Origin of the sequence: Paracoccus alkanivorans (genome assembly GCF_003697785.1) — a bacterium.
GTDB lineage: Bacteria > Pseudomonadota > Alphaproteobacteria > Rhodobacterales > Rhodobacteraceae > Paracoccus > Paracoccus alkanivorans.
Map to the genome: position 1 here is coordinate 923,546 of NZ_QOKZ01000001.1, position 19,265 is coordinate 942,810.

Here is a 19,265-nt window from a genome sequence, read left to right on the forward strand (position 1 = left end):
AAAGAATGAATGCAGCCTATCCGCAGCGAATGGCAGCAACGACGGGGCCGCATTGCAGCATTCAGAGGGATATCAGAGGGCCGCTCTGGGCCGAACCCGACGCCAAGGCTGAGCTCCGTCCCTGAATTTCCACGGAAGTCTGCACAAGGATTGCCGCTTCCTACCTATTCCCCGGGGTGTCTCGCGCTGTATCGCAGCAATCTGACCAAGGCGCTTGCTGCTTGGGCGAGTTGTTCCTCCGTGAAACCAGCGTATCCGAGCAACAAGCCCTGTGGCGGATCGGGCAGTTTTGCCTGCGTGGACAGAGCACGCAGGCTCAGGCCGTGGGTCGCGCCCTGTGCCGCAAGTTCTTGATCGGTAGTCGCCGCGCGCAGCTTTGGGTGCAACGACAGGCACAGATGCATGCCGGTGGCGTCCGGGCGCAGGTCCAACAGGTCGGAGACAGGCGTGAGTTCTTGCAGCAACCATGCCTGCCTGCGAGCATAGATCCGGCGCATGCGGCGCAGGTGAGTAGCGAATTCACCGCTTTCCATGAAGCTGGCCAGCGCCGGTTGCGGCAACAGCGAGGCCCGTGCACCGATCGCTGACAGATATGCGCGCACGGGGTTCAGATGCGCCTCGGGCAGGACCAGGTAACCGATTCGCAGGCTGGGACTGAGCAGTTTCGAAAAGCTGCCCATATAGACCACCCGCCGCAAACCATCCAGCCCGGCCAACGAGGGCAGGGGCTGGCCCTGATAGCGGAACTCGCTGTCGTAATCGTCCTCGATGATCAGGCCGTCTTGCGTCTTTGCCCAATGCAGCAGCTCCAGCCGCCGCGCCAGCGGCATGGCGATACCGGTCGGGTAATGCCGCGACGGGGTGACGACTGCATTGGCTACTCTTTCGGGGATGCGCGTCGATACGAACCCGTTGGTGTCGATGCGCAGTGGAACCGGCCTGAGCCCGGCATGCTCGATCAGGCGATACAGGGTTGGCCATCCCGGATCCTCCATGGCCAACCGTTGCCCGCGCAGCAGGCCCGCACCACTCAAAATGTCAAAGCCATCCCAGGCACCAGCGGTGATCACCACCTGCTCGGGCACGCAATCGAGCCCGCGCCAGGCCGCCAGATGCGCGGCAATGGCCGCGCGCAGCACCAGCCAGCCAAAGGGGTCAGCCTGCGCGAGAAGGCGCGCTTCGGGCGCCCGCCAGGCGCGTTCAAGATGCCTTGCCCAAGGCCGGTGCGGGAAGGCGGTCTGATCGGGAATGCCGGGGTGAAACGGCAGAAAAGGGCGGGTCATTTGCGTGGACGGGGCAGGCCGGGATACAGGCGCGACCAGATGCGGCAGATGCTTGGCGATATAGGTGCCGTCCCCGCGCCGCGCGATGAGGTAGCCTTCGGCGATCAACTGGTCATAGGCAGAAATCACTGTCATCCGCGAAACGCCGAGTTCCCCTGCGAACACGCGGCTGGCCGGGAGGCGCTGTCCACCATAGTGCCCGGTCAGGACCAGGGCGCGCAAACTTTCGGAAAGCTGCAGATGCAGCGGGTGCTCCGCGATCCGATCCAGTGTCAATGCCAGAAGCGCGGCATCAAGATTGGACTGGTGATTTTTATCGGTATTGGACATATCTTTAAATCCAATATGGCAATAGCCATCGGTCATCAATCCAGTGAACAGGGCCATCCGATGACTGACAGCCTTCCCATCACCAACCGTTCCCGTCTGCGCCGCTCGCATCCGCGCGGGCATTTCGATCGCGAGACCATCAACGCCATTCTGGATGCGCAACCGCTGTGTTCGGTCGGCTATGTGATGGAGGGCAAACCCTATGTGACACCGACACTGCAATGGCGCGAGGGCAATCACGCCTATTGGCATGGCTCATCGGCAAGCCAGGCACTGCGTGCGGGGCGGGACGCCGAGGTCTGCCTCAGCGTTTCGATCCTCGATGGATTCGTGCTGGCGCGCTCGGGCTTTCATCATTCGGTCAATTCGCGTTCGGTGACGTTGTTCGGCACGGCCTTTAAGGTCGAAGACCCGGTCGAGAAACTGGCCAAGCTTACCCGCTTCGTGAACGGCCTTTTCCCCGGTCGTTATGCGGACCTGCGCCCGGATACGGCGCAGGATCTCAAGGCGACCACCCTGCTGGGCCTGAAAATCGAAGAGGGTAGCGCCAAGATCCGCAGCGGCGGACCAAATGACGAGGAAGCGGACTATGCCCTACCCATCTGGGCTGGCGTGATTCCCGTCCAAACCGAAATTGGCGCCCCAATTCCCGATCCGCGCAACCTGGACGGCGTTGCCATGCCAGAACACGTTCGGGAATTCAAACTCGGTAGCGCTTACGGCAAAAAGCAGGAGTGACAGGCCGCATCGGAGCATGATGACGAGCGGTGAAAGGCCGGTATGAGCCGTCCAGAGCGCTTAGGCATGAGTCGGCTCGTAGCCTGAACCAGCTGCCCCGCGGTGACGATCCGGTGATGCGGAACCGCGTCTGTGCCGTAGCAACGCCGCCATTTCGCGGGTGTGATGCCTGCCAGCCGGCAGAATAACCGGCTGAAATGGGCCGGGTCGGCATAGCCGATCTTGGTTGCCATGGCCTCTACCGATATCCTTGTTGTCTCCAACAAATGTTTCGCCTCTTCGACACGTAAGGCATGGACATAATCGATGGGCGAGTAACCTGTAGCCTGGCGAAACCGGCGCTTGAAGGTGCGGTCATGAAGGCCTGATTGCCTGGCCATCTGCGCCACGGGATTCGGCTAAGCGTAGTTTTCAGAGATCCACAGCTGGGCTTTGTGGATCGCATGATCCTCATGCTGGCGCGGTGTCGCCATCGCCGAGAACGGAAGCTGACCCATGCCGCGCTCTCCGATGACGAACAGTCGCGCAATGCGGGCAGCCTCAAGCGCACCGCAGAACCGGCCGACAAGGTAGAGCGCCAGATCCTGCCACGAGGATGCCCCGCCGGACGTAATCAACCTGCCGTCATGGTCACCGTCACACAGGATGCGTTCGGGGCGAAACCGGATCGCGGGATAGCGATCCCGAAAGATCGCAGCGGTCGCCCAGTGCGAGGTCGCTTCCCGGCCATCGAGCAGACCCGCCTCCGCCAGGACCAGCGCGCCGCTGCAGGTCGAGCAGAGAACCGCGCCGGCCTCGAATTAGCCGCGCAGCCAAGCGGTCTCGGGATCCCACCGGCCTTCCGGGGACTCTCCGGGCTGTAGCTCCGCGTCGCAAATGATGATCAGGCTGGCCTTCTCCACTTTCGCGATCGAGCTATGGGGGGTCAGGGGAATTCCGACAGAGGATACGAACGGGTCAGCGCCGCGAGCGACGATTTTCGGCTCAAACCGGGCGGCAATATCCGGCCGGGCTCCAGCTCCCCCTGCGGCCCGCAGAACTTCGAAAAGTCCGTAGGGCGCCATTGGTCCGGTCTCGGGCTGGACCAGAATACTCACATCGACAATTGGCGGGGCGGCTGACGTATCTGTGCGCATAGAACCAGTTTGTCATATTTGGACAGTTTCTGTCCATTATCGATCTGAGTGGATGATTGATCCGTGGCGCCCTGAAACCATCCAACGCCAACCGGGATGAGGGAAAAGTCATGACTGACCGAAACAGCGAAACCGCAGTCGCGACGCCAACGCGTTGTGATCTGCTGCAATCCATCGCGATGCTGGGCATGGCGACTTCCGCCGGTTAGGCATTTCCCACGCCGCCTTCTGCCAATGAAGGAACCATCGAAATAAATGAACGCGTCATCAAGAGCGACGATGTGGAAATAGCCACAGAGGCGTTTGGCGACCCATCCCATCAACCTGTTCTTCTGATCATGGGCTTCATGGCGTCGATGCTGTGGTGGCCGGAGGCGTTCTACCGGCAGCTTGCAGCCCAGAATTTCCATGTCATCCGCTATGACAACCGCGACACCGGCTTGTCGACCTTCTACGAACCGGGCAGCCCGCCCTATACGATGGATGACATGGCCGAGGACACCATGCGTGTTCTGGACGGGTATGAGATTGACAGCGCTCAACTGGTCGGCATGTCGATGGGCGGCATGATCGCCCAGATTGCCGCAATCAAACATCTCGGGCGTGTCCGGACATTGACACTCATCTCCACCACGCCCGTGGGCATGGACACATCCGCGCTGCCCCAGGCCAGCAGCGCCTATATGGAACATGCTGCGGAAGGGGAAATCATCGATTGGAGCGATCACTCCCAGGTGATTGATTTCATTGTCAAGGACACCAGGATGATCGCCGGGACCGCGCATCCCTACGACGAGGCGCGTGCGCGCGATCTTGTTGAGCACGATGTCAAGCGTGCTAGAAACTTCATCAGTGCCACCAATCACTTTGCCCTCGGGGCTGGAGCGGACTGGACCGGTAAGCTCGCTGACCTGGAAATGCCGCTTCTTGTCATTCACGGCCCGGCCGATCCGATCTTCCCGATCGAGCTTGGCAGTTCACTCGTCACTCTTATGCGGCCGCCCAGACCTGATTGAGGATTCTCGCGGCGATCTCGGCCTTGTCCTGGGGCAGGAAGCGGCCGTATCCGATCGCAGGCACCTGACCAGTCGTCCTGCTGGGTTCCACCTTGAAATCCGATCCACACTCTGTACCAGGATATCCGGCACAACCCTTGAACCTGCATACAGCAGGATGGGTTGCCCTGTTTCAAGCGGATATGATTCTAGTTATACCCGCCCCATAACTTCTGCATACGCATGAATATCGCTCAACTTCGGTCTCGTCTCGCGACGCCGTCGGCTTCTTTGGATTGGCCGGATGAAGGTTTGTTTTCCTTTTGGGTGATCAGCCGTGCGGAATTTTGTCGCGACAAGAAACTCCAGAGCCAATTCAGGGACACGAACAAACGCGACCGCGCTCCGATCAGAAAATAGATATGAGCAATTCCCCAAACCCACCACGCAAGCAAACCTTTCATCTGAAAGCGACCGTATTCGATCACTGCTGCATTCCGTCCGACGGTGGCAAGGTTACCCATGTTGCGATACCTAAAACGGCCGGGTGGCTTCGCGCCTGTCAGTCGCGCACGGATTGTACGGGCGGCATGGCGGCCTTGTTGTTTGGCTGCGGGAGCCACGCCGGGAACCAGCTGACCGTCGCTTTCGACATGCGCAGTATCACCCAGCACGAAAATCGAGGGGTCACCAGGCAGTGTCAGGTCGTCATTCACGATCACACGGCCAGCATGATCTGCCTTCGCATGCAACCAGTCCTTGGCCGGCGACGCCTGGACACCGGCTGCCCAGATCACCGTACGCGCCGGTAAGAATGCATCCCCAAGGACGATTCCGTCGCTTGTGCATTCAGTGACAGGCGTGCCCGTCTTGACTTCGACGCCCCTCCGCGTGAGGGCATTCGATGCGTAAGCCGACAACTTCTCGCCGAAGGCCGGGAGAATGCGTGGCCCCGCTTCAATCAACATCACTTTCGCACGGCGCGTGTCGCTACGGCGGAATTCACCGGGAAGGATGCGATGGGCCAATTCGGCGATAATCCCGACCAGCTCGACACCCGTCGGCCCCGCTCCGATAACCGCAAAGGTCAACTGTGCGTCGCGTTCCGCTTCATCTTCGCTCATTTCCGCGCGCTCGAACGCCAGAAGGAGCCTGCGCCGGACGGTTGTCGCGTCCTCCAATGTCTTCAATCCCGGTGCATTCTCCTCCCAGTGATCCTTGCCGAAATATGCGTGACGCACACCGGTTGCGATAACCAGACTGTCATAGGGAACCCGGATACCGTGAGGCAGAATTACTTCGCGGGCATCACGATCAACACCATCCACCTTTCCCAGCAAGGTCGTCACGTCCTTTCGATCCCGTAGCAACGACCGGATCGGCCAGGCGATGTCGGAGGTGGCAAGCATGCTTGTCGCAACCTGGTAGAGCAGCGGCTGAAACAGATGATGATTGCGCTGGTCGATCACTGTAATGTCGCAATCGACACCCCTCAGGCCGTGCGCAACCGTCAGCCCGGCGAACCCCGCTCCGACAATGACGATGCGATGCTTCATAGCGGATATCCCCTGTACATCATGACCGTTCTATCCGTGTGGTGTTTCAAGGGTGATCCAAGACCAGTGGCGGCTCCGGGAACCTGTCGGTCTCCATTCCGGCCCCCGCTACCCTGTCGCCTTGGCCAAGGCCCGATCCAGATCGGCGATCAGGTCGTCGGGATTCTCAATCCCGATGGACAGGCGCACGAGTTCCGGCGCCGCCCCAGCGGCACGCTGCTGATCCTCGGTCAACTGCCGGTGGGTGGTAGAGGCCGGATGAATTACCAGCGACCGCGCATCGCCCAGATTGGCGACATGGCTGAACAGCTCAAGGGCATCGACCAGCTTGACCGCCGCCTCGTAACCGCCCTTGATCGAGAAATTGAACAACGATCCCGCGCCTTTGGGATACAGTCGCTTCGCGGTTCCGTTCCACGGTGAGGATGCAAGCCCGGCATAGGTAACTGAAGTCACGCGCGGGTCACCCTCCAGCCATTGCGCAACCTTCTCGGCGTTTTCGACATGCCGGGGCATGCGCAGCGCCAGCGTCTCGATCCCCATCAGCGTGTAATGCGCGCCCTGCGGGTTCATCGTCATGCCCAGATCGCGAAGTCCAATGGCGATGCCATGGAAGGTAAAGGCCAAGGCGCCGAAGGTCTCGTGAAATTTCAAGCCGTGATAGGCAGGCTCGGGTTCGGACAACGAGGGGAACTTGCCATTTGCGGACCAGTCGAACTTGCCGCTATCGACCACGGCACCCCCGGTCACGGTGCCATTTCCGGTCATGAACTTGGTCAGCGAATGGACGACGAGGGTCGCGCCCATCTCGAGCGGCCGGCACAGGTAGGGGGTTGCCAGCGTATTGTCGACGATCAGCGGAATGCCTGCCGCATCGGCAATCTTGGCAACCTCTGGAATGTCGGTGACATAACCGCCCGGATTGCTGATCGATTCGCAGAAGACGGCGCGGGTGTCATCGTCGATGGCGGCGCGAAGGGCGTCTGTATCGTCCAAATCGACGAATTTTGCCGACCAGCCAAAGCGTCGGATGGCATGGCTGAACTGCGTGACAGTGCCACCATAGAGCCGGGTCGAAGCGACGATGTTCTTGCCCGGCCCCATCAGGGGAAACAGCGCAAGGATCTGCGCCGCGTGCCCCGACGAGCAACAGACTGCGCCTGCGCCTCCCTCCAGTGCCGCAACCCGGTTCTGCAATGCCGCTACAGTCGGGTTGGTCAGCCGCGAATAGATATAGCCGACCTCTTCCAGATTGAAGAGCCGGGCGGCGTGATCCACGTCGCGGAACTGGTAGGACGTGGTCTGATAGATCGGCGTCTGTCGAGCACCGGTGACCGGATCCGGCTCGGTGCCCGCATGGACTGTCAGCGTATCAAGTGATTGATCCTGTGCCATAGTATTCTCCTGGTCGATACTACCACAGCCTATGTCTGACCCGGCAGGAACAGCAATCCGGAATAGGTGGCACATTCCGGGCCAAGAAATCCACATGCTCCATATGGATCCAAACCCTAGACAACGGTGAGTGCGTAGCTCCATATCGAGCCACCCGCCGATCACTCGCCCGCTGGAAGCCCCACCCCACCCGAGGATGCCGCGCTGAGCGCCACGAAATTCAACGCCTGCTCGCGAACGGCATTGGCAAGGCTCTGACGCGCCTCGAGAAGTGTGCGTTCGGCATCGAGAACCGGGAAGAAATCCGCATCGCCCAGTTCATAGGAGGTCTGGGCCAGATCAACCGCTTCGCGCGCATTCTCGACCAGGCGCGATTGCGCATCGACCGCGCGGGCGTCGCGATTATAGCCGGCAAGGGCGTTCTCGACCTCTTCCACAGCGTTCAGAACTGCGGATTGCCATGCCAACCGCGCCTGCTCGGCCCGGGCCTGTGCAGCCGAAAGCTGGGCCTGATTGGCGGCATTGAACAGCGGCACGGAGATTTGCGGGCCGAAACCCCAGGTCTTCATACTGCCCGCCCGGCCCAGGTCGACCGGTGTCACATTGCCCGTCAGCGTGAGCCGGGGATAGAAGGCCGCCCGCGCCTCGCCCACCGCCGCGACGGCGGCCGCCAGGTTACGCTCGGCCACGCGGACATCCGGGCGGACCCGGACGACATCGGCGGGAACGCCGACGCTGGCGCGATAGCGGGCGCGCGGCTGGCCCCCGCCCTTCCGCAGGCGCGCCGCCACATCGGCGCTGCGGCTTGCGGTCAGCGTGGCCAGCCTGTTGACCGACTGATCATAGCCCGCTTCCAGCGCGGGCAGCGCGGCCTCGGCCTGTGTCACGAGCTGCTCGGCCTGCAGGACCTCGATACGCGAGACGCTGCCAAGCAGATCCTGCTCGCGGGTCAGGGTCAGCGTCCGCTTGCGGCTTTCCAGGCTTTGCCGGGTCAGGGCCGCGGCTTCCTGGTAATAGCGCGCATCCACATAGGCTTGCGCGACCGCGCTGGCCACGGTCAGCCGTGCGACCTCGGCCGAAAGATAGGCTGCGTCAAGCTGGGCCGAGGCCCCCTGCCGCGCCGCCCGGTTCGCCCCGAAAATATCGATGAGCCAGGAAACCCCCAGTGTCGCCGAGCTTTGCTCGATCACCGTCCCGGAGCCTTCGCTGTCGCCGCGCGAGGCAGCCCCGGTGATATCGGCGTTTGGCAGATCGTTCGAACCGACCAGCCGCGCATTCGCCTGCGCTTCGCGGATGACCGAAACGGCGGTCCGCACATCAAGATTGCGCGCCAGTCCGGCGGCGACCAGTCCGTCAAGCTGACTGTCGCGGAATGCCGACCACCAGGCATTGGTTCCCGCGCGGCGGGCGGGGCTGTCGGCTGCGAACCGCTCGGGCAGGTCGGCTTCGGGCGCGCGATAGGCGGCGGGGCTGCATGCCGCCAGCGCAAGTGACGAGGCAAGGCCGCTCAGAACGATACGGCGGGACAGGATTGAAGATTGGGACATCTGAATCAACTGGACTTTCTGAACCCCGATACCGGGGCATGGATGGATAAGACGCGGGCAAGGGCCGGAGCATCCCCTGCCCGCGGGCGACAGGCCATGTCAGGCCGTCATGGTTCCGGTGTCCGCGGCACGTTTTCTGGTGCGGCTGAACAATCCAAGCACGAAGACGAAGAAAACGGGGACGAAGAACACCCCCAAAATGGTCGCCGCGACCATGCCGCCAATGACGCCGGTGCCGATCGCGTTCTGACTGGCGGCGGACGCGCCGGTGGCGATAGCCAGGGGAACCACGCCAAGCGTGAACGCCATCGAGGTCATCAGGATCGGACGGAACCGCAGCTTCGCGGCCTCGACCGCCGCTTCGATCAGGGTCATGCCCTGTCCGCGCAGATCCTTGGCGAATTCCACGATCAGGATGGCGTTCTTGGCCGAAAGCCCGATGATCGCGATAAGGCCGACCTTGAAATAGACATCGTTCGGCATGTCGCGCAGCATCACCGCCGCGATGCAGCCGATCACCCCAAGCGGCACCACCAGCATCACCGAAAGCGGGATCGCCCAGCTTTCGTAAAGACCCGAAAGCAGCAGGAAGACGAACAGGATCGACATCGCGAAGAGCAAGGTCGAGGTATTGCCCGAATTGATCTCTTCCAGTGTCTGGCCCGTCCATTCATAGGCGAAACCCTGCGGTAATTGAGCGGCCAGCCGCTCCATCTCGGCGACGGCGGCCCCCGAGGAAAAACCCTCTGCCGCGCTACCGGCGATGCGCACGGCGGGATATCCGTTATAGCCGACCACCTGGCTGGCCCCCTGATCCCAGTCCAGCGTCGCAAAGGACGAAAAGGGCACCATGCCGCCATTCGAATTGCGCACCGTCAGGTCAAGGATGCTCTCGGCCTGCATCCGGCTTTCCTCCTGTGCCTGCACGATCACGCGCTGCATCTTTCCCTGGTTCGGGAAATCATTCACGTAGCTGGAGCCGAGATTAGCCGAGATCGTCTGGTTGATATCGCTGAAGGCGACACCGAAAGTCTGGGCCTTGTCGCGGTCGATATTGATCGCGACCTGAGCCGCGGCGGGCATCCCCTCGACCCGCAGGCCGGTGACGACCCCACCCGCCTGCGCCTCGTCCATAAGCTGCCGGGCGGCGGCATCAAGCGCCTCCTGTCCGGCCCCACCCCGGTCCTGCAGACGGAAGGTGAAGCCGCCCGAGGTACCGAAACCCGGGATCGCCGGTGGCGAAAGCGAATAGATCTGCGCGTCCTTGGTCTGGAACAGCGCCATATTGGCCGCGTCCGCGATCTGACTGGCGGACTGATCGCGCTCGGCCCAGTCAGTAAAGGTGATGAAGGCAAGCCCCGCATTCGGCCCCTGCCCCGAGAATGAGAAGCCGCGAATGCCCACGACATTCTCGACCGCCGGGTTCTGGCCGTAATACTCCTCGATCGTGCGGATCGCGGCATCGGTACGCTGTGAACTGGCGGTTGGCGGGGTCTGGATATCCGCGATGACGAAACCCTGGTCTTCATCCGGCAGGAATGCCGTGGGCAGCGAGGTGAAGCCCAGCCCCGTCAATGCCACGACACCGAGATAGATCAGCATCACCAGCCCGGTGCGCCGCGTCAGGACCGATACGGTGCGCCCGTAACCCCGGGTTGCGGCGTCGAACTTGCGATTGAACCAGCCGAAAAAGCCCTTCTTCTCGTGATGTCCTTTGATCGGCTTGAGAAATGTCGCGCATAAGGCGGGCGTCAGCGTCAATGCGAGAAAGGCCGAGAACAGAATCGAGACCACCATCGTCAGGGCGAACTGGCGATAGATGATTCCCGTGGAGCCCGGAAAGAACGCCATCGGGACAAAGACCGCCGCCAGGACCAGCGTGATACCGACGATCGCGCCCGAGATCTCGCCCATCGCCTTTTGCGTCGCCTCCTTTGGCGGAAGACCCTCGCGCGCCATGATACGTTCGACATTTTCGATCACCACAATGGCGTCATCCACCAGGATACCGATCGCCAGAACCATGGCGAACATCGTCAGCACATTGATCGAAAAACCTGCGGCCAACATCACCCCAAGCGTGCCCGCCAAGGCGATCGGCACCACGATGGTCGGGATCACCGTGTAACGGAAGTTTTGCAGGAACAGGAACATCACGATGAAAACAAGAACCACCGCCTCGACCAGCGTGTGAATGACCTTCTCGATCGATTTCTCGACGAAGGGGGCCGTATCGTAGGGGATCGAATATTCGATCCCCTCGGGAAAGAATTGCGACAGCTCTTCCATCGCGGTTTGCACCGAGTGCGAGGTAGCCAATGCATTGCCGCTGCTGGAAAGCTGAATCCCGATCGCCGCCGTGGGCTGGCCGTTCAATCGCGAGGCGAAGTTATAGGTATCCGCGCCGATCTCGATCCGCGCGACATCGCGGAGCCGCACCGTCGAGCCATCGGTATTGGCGCGCAGGACGATATTTCCGAATTCCTCGGCCTCGGTCAGCTGCCCCTTGACCAGCACCGTCGCGGTCAGTTCCTGGTTGACGGGATTTGGATCGGCGCCGATCTGCCCTGCGGCCACCTGCGCGTTCTGCGCCCGGATGGCCGTCTGCACATCAGCAGGCGACATGTTCAGACCGGTCAGCTTGTCGGGATCGAGCCAGATCCGCATCGCCTCTTGCGACGCGAAGACCTGCGCACGGCCCACGCCATCGATCCGGCGAATCTCGCCCACGACATTGCGGTTGATATAATCGCCAAGCGCGACCGCATCCATCGTTCCATCGGTCGAGGTCAGCGACACCATCATCAGGAACCCGGCACCGGCCTCTTCAACCGTGACGCCCTGATCCACCACCGTTTGCGGCAGGACAGGTTCGACCCTGCTTACCGCGTTCTGGATATCGACCTGCGCGGTCCCCACATCGGTGCCCGGCGCGAAGGTCGCGGTGATCGAAATCGCACCTGATACATCCGATGTCGATTCGAAATACTGGATACCCTGGATACCGTTGAGTTCCTCTTCGATGGGTTGGGCGACGGACTGATACATCTCGGTCGGCGTCGCGCCGGTATAGACCGTGGAAATCTGGATCTGCGGCGGCGCCACCTGCGGATATTGCGCTATCGGCAGTTGCGGCAGCGCGATCAGCCCCGCGATAACGATGAAGATTGCAATCACCCAGGCCAGGACCGGGCGGAGGATGAAGAATTGTGCCATCCGGTGTTATTTCCTGGTCGGAGCCGTAGAGGCAGCGGCGCCGCGCTCCGCGACCTCGATCGCGGGCCGGTCACCGGATGCGGTTTCATGCATCTCGGCGGATTGGGCGAGGTCCACGGGCTCGGGGACGACCTTGGCGTCGGGATAAAGCTTCTGCGCGCCCTCCACGACAACCTTGTCGCCCGCGGCCAACCCGTCCTCGATCAGCCAGCGGTTGCCGACGGTCTGGCCAAGCCGGATATCGCGGCGCTCGACGGTATCGGCATCCTTCAGCACATAGACATAGGATTGTCCCGACTGATCGCGCTGCACGGCCATCTGCGGCACGGCCAATGCGTTCTCGCGCACGGCCTGCTCGATACGGGCACGGACATAAAGGCCCGGCAACAGATCGCCATCCGGGTTGGGAAATTCCGCCCGCAACGTGATCTGCCCCGTCGTACTGTCAACACTCGCCTCTGAAAACAGAAGCTTGCCAGGATGGGCATATTCCGTGCCGTCATCGAAGATCAACTGCACCTGTGCCTCTTCCGAGGTCTCCATCATCAACGTGCCCGCATCGCGCGCGCGGCGCAGCGCGAACAGGTCCGAGGACGATTGCGTGACATCCACATAGACGGGATCAAGCTGTTGAATCGTCGCCATGACATCGGTTTCGGCATTCACCAGCGCGCCTTCGGTCACAAGGGCCCGCCCCACCACGCCGTCGATCGGCGCGGTAACATCGGTATAACCGAAGTTCAGCTCCGCCTCTTGCAGCGAGGCCCGGGCGATCGCCACATCCGCCTCGGCCTGCGCCAGAACCGTCGTAGCGTTGTCCAGTTCGACCCCGGCAGTCACACGGCGTTCGCGCAATTGCTCGGTACGGCGAAGCTGGTCCTCGGCATTCTTGCGGCTGGCTTCCGCACGGGCCAATGTCGCCTCGGCGCTGGCAACGCGAACGGCATAGGGCGCCGGGTCGATCTTGTACAGGATGTCGCCCGCTTTTACCGCGCTACCCTGTTCGAAAACCCGGCTCACGACGATACCGCCGATACGCGGGCGCACCTCGGCGGTGCGCGTCGCGGCGACCCGGCCGGGCAATTCATTGATGACGGGCAATGGCTCTGGCCGAAGCGTCTGGACGCTGACTTCGGCAGGAGGCAGTTGCTGTGAAAGGACGGGGCCAGCGAGCAATACGAAGCCGGCCATCAGGCAGGCAAGTCTGCCAGGCGTTCGGAAATAATGCAATGGTCTAACTTTCGGATCGGTCTTCGGAGAAGAAGATGACGTGGAGGAGGAAGATAGCTATTTTTCGGCTGGCGCACCTTTGTCGCTGTCCGCGATGGCCATCAGGTCATCGAGGATTTCATTTCGGGTCGCGTCGTCGAAACGATGGAAGCCGAAATATTCCATGAAAGCCATGCCGTGCAGCGTCAGAAGCGCCCGCAGCATCTTGCGCGGCTCCGCCGCGTCGGCTGCCACGCGCTCCGCATCGCCGCGAAGTTCCTGGCGCATGATCTCGTGGCATTCGGCGCTCTCACCCATGCCCGCACTTATCAGAAGCGCCATGGCAATATCTTCGTCGGTCGGCGCGGTACGGAATTCATCGATCATTGCGCGCAGGCAGGCATTGGGCTTGCCCTCATGCCGGGTAAGAGCCTCTTCGAACTTGTCGCGATGCTGTTCGAGCTGATAGCGCGTGAAGGCGGCCAGAAGCCCGGCTTTGCTTTCGCAATCGTATATGACGCTGGACTTGCTGATGCGGGCCTCTTTCGCAACGGCATCGATGCTGAGCCCACCTATGCCATGACGGCGCGCAACACATTCGACGGCCTGCATCAGGCATTCACGATCAATGCTGCGCTTGCGGCCCATGGCTTTTCCTTTTCAGTACGACCGTTCGTAAATAAATTTGCGGCCAGCGTCAAGTGCCTCGGGTAAAACACGGTCACTGACGATTTGATTACTTCCACCCGTATCTCAGATTGTGCCCTGGTCGGCCAAATCTGCTGTAGTATTAAGACCCGTCACGCGTTAAAGATTGGAACCACCCCATTGTTGGGGTAGGTCAGCCACTCCGTCGGAAACCTCTCAAGTCACCACTGCACCGACTTTTATCACTGCAAGCTTGGTACATTGCTATGCCGTCAGGGAGCGCGGAAACCACTCCTACCGTAATGCTTAGAAATGTCCGTGCCGGTCCAAAGACGTTGCGTACGACTTGGCAGGTCAATACCACCTTCTTGCTCAATCCTTGGGCGCGAGTATGGCTGACCGAAATCCTCAAGGTGCTGGGCAACCGGATCTTCGGAATGGATCTTGCCGTCGATCCGATCCGTGAAGGGATCGTCTGGCATTACCGTCTGAGCTGCGCGGCAATGGCCACTTCGGCAGGTGCCGCGCTGGCGGTTTGCGGTACGGTCTTGCAGGCATTACTACGCAACCCGCTGGCGGAGCCTTATCTGCTCGGGATTTCCGCGGGCGCATCGACCGGGCCGTCCTCGTGATGATACTCGGGATCGGTGCCGGAGCCGTTACCCTGTCGGGAGGCGCGTTTCTTGGCGCCGGCCTCGCCTTCGGCTTCGTGGCGTTTCTGGCGCATGGCTCTGGCGGCGGCACCGAGCGGATCATCCTCGCGGGTATCGCCGGGTCACAGCTCTTCAATGCCGCGACCTCCTTTATCGTGGTGACCTCGGCCAATGCGGAGCAAACGCGCGGCATCATGTTCTGGCTCCTGGGCAGCCTTGGCGGCATGCGCTGGCCCGATGTCACGCTTGCCATGCCGGTTCTTGCGACAGGTCTGGCGATCTGCCTTTACCGGGCGCGCGCACTCGACGCCTTCGCCTTCGGCGAGGACGCGGCCGCCTCTCTCGGCATCGGCATCATGCGCATTCGCACGGAGCTTTTCGCCCTCACGGCGCTGCTGACGGCGGGGATTGTCAGCCTTGTCAGCGCAGTCGGGTTTGTTGGCCTGGTCGTGCCACATGCCACCCGCTTCCTGGTCGGCCCCGCCCATTCTTTCATCCTCCATCTGGCTCAAAAGCCTACTTCAGGGAGGACCACTTTTCAGGGGGCAGGCCAATCGAAGCCGTCATCTGGCGAGAAGCGGATCTGACGATCACCGATGAAGAATGCAAGCTTTTTTCAGGGAAGGCCAACACCTGAAAGTTTGGTCAGCTTCGGGATCAGGTATGTCAACTTCATCAACCAGCGTGAACTGCTTGGCTGGGATCGGCTTATTGCCTCAGGAGCGGTATCTGCCCGCAGGGTTCCCCATGGGGCGTAACGCTACCATGCCTCAAACAAAGAAGTGAGCTCGAACCCCAACTGAGCGCCATGAATCGTTCAATGGGGTTTCGAGCGTCTTATGTGCTCGATCAATGCCCGCAGCTTGGGGGCCATGTTGCGGCGCTGCGGGAAGTACAGGAAAAACCCGGGGAATGGCGGCAGGAAGTCGCCGAGCAGAGGCACCAGTTCGCCTGCCTCCACGAACGGTCGGAACGTCTCTTCCGGCGCAAAGGTGAGGCCGCCCCCGGCGAGTGCCGTGCGTAGCATCAGGCGCAGATCGTTGGTGGTAATTTGGGGCTCAACAGCTACGTCGAAGGGAATGCCATTCTCCTCGAACTCCCAGCGGTAAGGCGCCACGCCAGGTGCCGGGCGCCAGCCGATGCAACGGTGCCGGACCAACTCGCGCGGATGCGTCGGTGCTCCGTGGGTAGCAAGATAGCTCGGACTTGCGACGACCATCTCGCGCTGATCACCGGTTACAGGGATGGCGATCATGTCCTGCTCGATCACCTCGCCCAACCTGACGCCCGCGTCAAACCCGGCGGCGACGATATCGAATTCCTCGTCCGTGACCGTGACATCGATCGTCACATATGGATTGGCCTGGGCAAAGGAAGCGATAAGCGGTCCCGAAAGGAACTGTTCCGCGATCGAGGTCACGGCGATCCTGAGGAGCCCGCGTGGCATATTCTCGGCCGATACGCTCTCAAAGGCGGTTTCGATATCGGCGAGCGGATGAGACAGGGCGTCGCGCAGGCGCTCTCCCGCTTCCGTCAGTCGTACGGAACGCGTCGTTCGCAGCACCAGAGCCGTGCCGAAGGCATCCTCAAGTCGACGAATCCCCTGGCTGATGGCCGAGCGTGTCACGCCCAGCCGATCAGCGGCGGCCCGGAAATTATGCTCCTCCGCGACCGCGAGAAAGAGCGGTAGGAGGTTCAGGTCGATCTTCATTGTCCAGTATTGCTAACCATCCAGTCAAGCAGGTGACGGATACCACTACCAGCCGCCAGCGTCCATCTTGCCCTTGAATCCGAGAAAGGGAGAACACCATGGACAAGGTCATCATGATTACCGGCGCCTCCAGCGGCATCGGTGAAGGAATTGCCAGGGAACTGGGCAATAGCGGCGCGAAACTGTTTCTGGGCGCTCGCCGGCTTAACCGTATCGAGGCCATCGCGGCGGACATCCGGGACGCGGGCGGCACCGCCGAGGCACGATCGCTGGACGTCACCGACCGCTCGTCCATGACCGCCTTTGCCCAGGCCGCCATGGAAAAATGGGGGCGCATCGACGTTCTGGTCAACAATGCCGGCGTGATGCCGCTCTCGCCGCTTTCTGCCGGCAAGCAGGACGAATGGGAGCGTATGGTGGACGTCAACATCAAGGGCGTGCTCTGGGGCATTGGCGCGGTGCTGCCGATCATGGAAGCGCAGGGCAACGGCCAGATCATCAATATCGGTTCCATCGGCGCACTACAGGTCGTGCCGACAGCGGCGGTCTATTGCGCCACGAAATTCGCGGTCCGGGCGATCTCGGAGGGGCTGCGGCAGGAAAGCACGAAGATCCGCGTCACCTGTGTCAATCCGGGTGTCGTGGAAAGCGAACTCGCCTCGACCATCACCCATGAGGAGACCATGGCGGTGATGGACACCTATCGCGTGGTCGCGCTTCAGCCTGCCGACATAGCACGTGCGGTGCGGCATGTGATCGACGCGCCGGTCGGCGTCGATACGACCGAGATCACCATCCGGCCGACCGCATCGGCAAATTGATACCGGCCAGGCAGATGCAAAGCGGCCTTTTGGCGGCCGCTCTGGCTGGAGGGGCACAATCGTGTCCCGGTCATACCCGCAACCCTTCAAGAATGGAGTAAGCTCATGATATTTGCCTCGAGGATTGGAAACAGACCAGCCGCCGTCCGCAATCTGCTGATTGCCCTGGCATTCGTCGTAGCTGTTGCGCCGGCGCAGGCCAGCACCACCGCCTCGCAAGCCGAGGTCCGCAACGGAACCATCGTTCGCGAGGCGTTCGAGCAATGGGCAGCCGGAAGCGGCAATGTCTTCGATCTGCTCTCTCCGGACGTCCGCTGGACCATCCACGGTTCCGGCCCGGTCGCCGGTACCTACGACGGCGTTGAGGACTTCGTGCAGCGCGGATCGGTCCCGCTCGTCAGCCGCTTGGCGTCCCCGCTGACGCCGGAGGTCCACCATGTCTGGGCCGTCGAGGACAGGGTCATCATCCGCTTCGACGCCTCGGCCACCACAACCTCGGGTGCGCCCTACCACAACCAGTTCGTGTGGATCTTCCGGATGGAGGACGGATCGGTCGTCGAGGCCGAGGCCTTCCTCGATCTCGTCGCCTACCAGGAAGTCGTCGACAACAACGAACCGCGTCAGCAGTAGGGCATCGGGGCCTCACCGGGGACGGCCGCATCGGGCGGCCGTTTCTCCACTGACGACATCGAGACATTGAACGGGGAATTCGACCGTGCAGCGCATATTTTCAGCCCTGGTTGCCGCAACGTTTCTGACCCAACCCGTAACAGCCGAGGAAACGGAAATGCAGGCGAACCATCCCTATGTCGGTCTCTGGGTGACCGAGGACGGATACATCCGCCACGAGATCCTTCCCAACGGCCGCTATGTGGAAGCGCGCGGGACACATGAGCGCGCCTACGAGGGCCGCTACGAAGTGACCGGCACGCATATCGAATACTGGGACGACACCGGCTTCACCGCCGATGGCGACTTCATCGATGACGTCCTCCATCACGCCGGTATGATCCTCTACAGGCAGTGATATCGCAGCTATGTGGATGCTGCCCGACCTGCGCCAATGCATTCCCGGAAATTCTGGAAGGCCACGACGTAAAATGTGATGCTTGCAGCTTGATAATCGCCCGCGCTTATCAGTTCTCCCCGCAGCATTGCTTGTATTTTCGTCCTGAACCGCAGGGACAGGGACCGTTCCGGCCAGGGCGTTTGCTCCGGACCGGGCCACGGGAAACGTTTCCGGCACCCATTGCAAGCTCGGGTCCCGATACGAGCAGGATCGCGACAACGCAGTTGGGAATCAGATCAGGTGCCTGGAGGTCGATCTCATCGATCTCTTCATCGGTAAATTTGCTGATCCCCTCGTTGATGCCCTGCAGGGCAAACAGGAAAATCAGCGATGACCGCGCCTTGTCATCTGCCTGTTCGAGCACGGTCTGCCAGGCTTCGGGACGCAAACGTGGAGCGCGGATGAAGCCATCGCCCCATGGCTCCCAGAGCATTTCGTCGCTGTTCGGCTCCACCTCATAGACAGGTTCGATCCATCGGGTCTTCGTTATCTCCGATGCGACTGAATTGTAATGCGCCATCACCGCCGAAATCGTTTCTTCAGCCGTCGTCAAATCCGGGAAATCGGCCTCACCGGTCTCGCCCCAGACATGTGGAAGCCATTCGGAGGGAGGGACAGGTTAGGATTCTGGTCACATAACCATTGAATTCGCTCAACGTCATGGGAAAGTTTTTCTGCGGCAGGGCCGACAGGAGCTTGTCAAGGAGATCGAGGTTCTGGTCCGAACAGCTCATGATGTGTCTTCCCCAACGCTTCAGGCTTTCAGCAGATCAAGTAGGCTTTGTTGCGCAAAAGGAGCTTTGGGTATAGTTCCCCTTTTCTTGGACAGACTTATCCTACGGCCATTGTCATGGGCGTGCCGAGAGCTGTGTAACGGTTCATGACGGCGCAGCGGATTTGTATCTCCGCGACCTGCCGGTCGAAGTCCCGCGCCATAAGGCTCTGGCCCAGACGTTTT

Annotated in this window: 15 protein-coding genes and 4 pseudogenes; 6 read left to right on the top strand and 13 right to left on the bottom strand. The window is 61.3% G+C overall.

The features are described 5' to 3' along the window. Positions 1 to 164 precede the first annotated feature (164 nt). Entirely contained in the window at positions 165 to 1,613 is a 1,449-nt protein-coding gene (gene pdxR / locus C9E81_RS04580) for a MocR-like pyridoxine biosynthesis transcription factor PdxR (RefSeq protein ID WP_122111178.1), read from the bottom strand. Between pdxR and C9E81_RS04585 the strand changes: the two genes are divergently transcribed. Continuing rightward, positions 1,524 to 2,351: a pyridoxamine 5'-phosphate oxidase family protein gene (locus C9E81_RS04585; protein WP_243698491.1), complete on the top strand. Its 828-nt coding sequence runs from the start codon at positions 1,524 to 1,526 to the stop codon at positions 2,349 to 2,351. The two genes, pdxR and C9E81_RS04585, sit on opposite strands and share 90 nt — an antisense overlap. On the opposite strand, the gene C9E81_RS23640 is transcribed toward C9E81_RS04585, so the two are convergent. Together C9E81_RS23640 and C9E81_RS23525 are read right to left on the bottom strand one after the other, a co-directional pair. Continuing rightward, the gene (locus tag C9E81_RS23640) at positions 2,330 to 2,731 is read right to left on the bottom strand and encodes a helix-turn-helix domain-containing protein (protein WP_425010603.1); all 402 of its coding nucleotides are present in this window, start codon (positions 2,729 to 2,731) and stop codon (positions 2,330 to 2,332) included. The two genes, C9E81_RS04585 and C9E81_RS23640, sit on opposite strands and share 22 nt — an antisense overlap. Positions 2,732 to 2,749: 18 nt before the next feature. Then, positions 2,750 to 3,136: pseudogene (locus C9E81_RS23525) on the bottom strand (helix-turn-helix domain-containing protein); the annotation flags it as partial. A gap of 632 nt (positions 3,137 to 3,768) precedes the next feature. On the opposite strand from C9E81_RS23525, the gene C9E81_RS04595 reads away from it, so the two are divergent. Next, entirely contained in the window at positions 3,769 to 4,503 is a 735-nt protein-coding gene (locus tag C9E81_RS04595) for an alpha/beta fold hydrolase (RefSeq protein WP_208021091.1), read from the top strand. Positions 4,504 to 4,736: 233 nt separating this feature from the next. Here the strand turns inward: C9E81_RS04595 and C9E81_RS04600 are convergent, their stop codons facing one another. The 6 genes from C9E81_RS04600 to C9E81_RS04625 all read right to left on the bottom strand — a co-directional run bounded on the left by C9E81_RS04600 (position 4,737) and on the right by C9E81_RS04625 (position 14,053). After that, positions 4,737 to 6,038, bottom strand: a complete 1,302-nt coding sequence (locus tag C9E81_RS04600) for an NAD(P)/FAD-dependent oxidoreductase (RefSeq protein ID WP_122111080.1) — start codon at positions 6,036 to 6,038, stop codon at positions 4,737 to 4,739. 108 nt (positions 6,039 to 6,146) lie between these two features. After that, entirely contained in the window at positions 6,147 to 7,433 is a 1,287-nt protein-coding gene (locus tag C9E81_RS04605) for an O-acetylhomoserine aminocarboxypropyltransferase/cysteine synthase family protein (protein ID WP_122111081.1), read from the bottom strand. Positions 7,434 to 7,594: 161 nt separating this feature from the next. Continuing rightward, positions 7,595 to 8,980 carry an efflux transporter outer membrane subunit gene (locus C9E81_RS04610; protein ID WP_122111179.1) on the bottom strand — a complete coding sequence of 462 codons (1,386 nt, stop codon included), beginning with the start codon at positions 8,978 to 8,980 and terminating at the stop codon, positions 7,595 to 7,597. A gap of 99 nt (positions 8,981 to 9,079) precedes the next feature. Continuing rightward, the gene (locus tag C9E81_RS04615; RefSeq protein WP_122111082.1) at positions 9,080 to 12,196 is read right to left on the bottom strand and encodes an efflux RND transporter permease subunit; all 3,117 of its coding nucleotides are present in this window, start codon (positions 12,194 to 12,196) and stop codon (positions 9,080 to 9,082) included. A gap of 6 nt (positions 12,197 to 12,202) precedes the next feature. Beyond that, positions 12,203 to 13,387 carry an efflux RND transporter periplasmic adaptor subunit gene (locus C9E81_RS04620; protein ID WP_122111083.1) on the bottom strand — a complete coding sequence of 395 codons (1,185 nt, stop codon included), beginning with the start codon at positions 13,385 to 13,387 and terminating at the stop codon, positions 12,203 to 12,205. A 96-nt stretch (positions 13,388 to 13,483) separates the two neighbouring features. Further along, positions 13,484 to 14,053 carry a TetR/AcrR family transcriptional regulator gene (locus tag C9E81_RS04625; protein ID WP_122111084.1) on the bottom strand — a complete coding sequence of 190 codons (570 nt, stop codon included), beginning with the start codon at positions 14,051 to 14,053 and terminating at the stop codon, positions 13,484 to 13,486. Between the two features lie 437 nt (positions 14,054 to 14,490). Here C9E81_RS04625 and C9E81_RS04630 point away from each other — a divergent pair. Continuing rightward, positions 14,491 to 15,293 (top strand): annotated as a pseudogene (locus C9E81_RS04630) (FecCD family ABC transporter permease). A gap of 230 nt (positions 15,294 to 15,523) precedes the next feature. On the opposite strand, the gene C9E81_RS04635 reads toward C9E81_RS04630, so the two are convergent. Then, entirely contained in the window at positions 15,524 to 16,417 is an 894-nt protein-coding gene (locus tag C9E81_RS04635; RefSeq protein ID WP_122111085.1) for a LysR family transcriptional regulator, read from the bottom strand. Between the two features lie 98 nt (positions 16,418 to 16,515). Between C9E81_RS04635 and C9E81_RS04640 the strand changes: the two genes are divergently transcribed. From C9E81_RS04640 to C9E81_RS04650, 3 genes are all read left to right on the top strand, one after another. Continuing rightward, positions 16,516 to 17,238 carry an SDR family oxidoreductase gene (locus tag C9E81_RS04640; RefSeq protein WP_122111086.1) on the top strand — a complete coding sequence of 241 codons (723 nt, stop codon included), beginning with the start codon at positions 16,516 to 16,518 and terminating at the stop codon, positions 17,236 to 17,238. Positions 17,239 to 17,343: 105 nt separating this feature from the next. Further along, on the top strand, positions 17,344 to 17,868 hold the full coding sequence (locus tag C9E81_RS04645; RefSeq protein WP_122111087.1) for a nuclear transport factor 2 family protein: 525 nt from the start codon (positions 17,344 to 17,346) through the stop codon (positions 17,866 to 17,868). 85 nt (positions 17,869 to 17,953) lie between these two features. Further along, entirely contained in the window at positions 17,954 to 18,265 is a 312-nt protein-coding gene (locus tag C9E81_RS04650; RefSeq protein ID WP_122111088.1) for an Atu4866 domain-containing protein, read from the top strand. Between the two features lie 109 nt (positions 18,266 to 18,374). Here the strand turns inward: C9E81_RS04650 and C9E81_RS23250 are convergent, their stop codons facing one another. From C9E81_RS23250 to C9E81_RS04660, 3 genes and pseudogenes are all read right to left on the bottom strand, one after another. Then, entirely contained in the window at positions 18,375 to 18,488 is a 114-nt protein-coding gene (locus C9E81_RS23250) for an SEC-C metal-binding domain-containing protein (protein ID WP_243698510.1), read from the bottom strand. 87 nt (positions 18,489 to 18,575) lie between these two features. Then, positions 18,576 to 18,863: pseudogene (locus C9E81_RS23255) on the bottom strand (UPF0149 family protein); the annotation flags it as partial. 275 nt (positions 18,864 to 19,138) lie between these two features. After that, a pseudogene (locus C9E81_RS04660) lies at positions 19,139 to 19,265 on the bottom strand (IS5/IS1182 family transposase); the annotation flags it as partial.

Excerpts from the sequence above, each read along its gene's own strand:
- C9E81_RS04585 (WP_243698491.1), top strand. The coding sequence starts at position 1,524 with ATGCAGCGGGTGCTCCGCGATCCGATCCAGTGTCAATGCCAGAAGCGC.
- pdxR (WP_122111178.1), bottom strand. The coding sequence starts at position 1,613 with ATGTCCAATACCGATAAAAATCACCAGTCCAATCTTGATGCCGCGCTT.
- C9E81_RS23640 (WP_425010603.1), bottom strand. The coding sequence starts at position 2,731 with ATGGCCAGGCAATCAGGCCTTCATGACCGCACCTTCAAGCGCCGGTTT.
- C9E81_RS04600 (WP_122111080.1), bottom strand. The coding sequence starts at position 6,038 with ATGAAGCATCGCATCGTCATTGTCGGAGCGGGGTTCGCCGGGCTGACG.
- C9E81_RS04605 (WP_122111081.1), bottom strand. The coding sequence starts at position 7,433 with ATGGCACAGGATCAATCACTTGATACGCTGACAGTCCATGCGGGCACC.
- C9E81_RS04610 (WP_122111179.1), bottom strand. The coding sequence starts at position 8,980 with ATGTCCCAATCTTCAATCCTGTCCCGCCGTATCGTTCTGAGCGGCCTT.
- C9E81_RS04615 (WP_122111082.1), bottom strand. The coding sequence starts at position 12,196 with ATGGCACAATTCTTCATCCTCCGCCCGGTCCTGGCCTGGGTGATTGCA.
- C9E81_RS04620 (WP_122111083.1), bottom strand. The coding sequence starts at position 13,387 with ATGGCCGGCTTCGTATTGCTCGCTGGCCCCGTCCTTTCACAGCAACTG.
- C9E81_RS04625 (WP_122111084.1), bottom strand. The coding sequence starts at position 14,053 with ATGGGCCGCAAGCGCAGCATTGATCGTGAATGCCTGATGCAGGCCGTC.
- C9E81_RS04635 (WP_122111085.1), bottom strand. The coding sequence starts at position 16,417 with ATGAAGATCGACCTGAACCTCCTACCGCTCTTTCTCGCGGTCGCGGAG.
- C9E81_RS04640 (WP_122111086.1), top strand. The coding sequence starts at position 16,516 with ATGGACAAGGTCATCATGATTACCGGCGCCTCCAGCGGCATCGGTGAA.
- C9E81_RS04645 (WP_122111087.1), top strand. The coding sequence starts at position 17,344 with ATGATATTTGCCTCGAGGATTGGAAACAGACCAGCCGCCGTCCGCAAT.
- C9E81_RS23250 (WP_243698510.1), bottom strand. The coding sequence starts at position 18,488 with ATGGGTGCCGGAAACGTTTCCCGTGGCCCGGTCCGGAGCAAACGCCCT.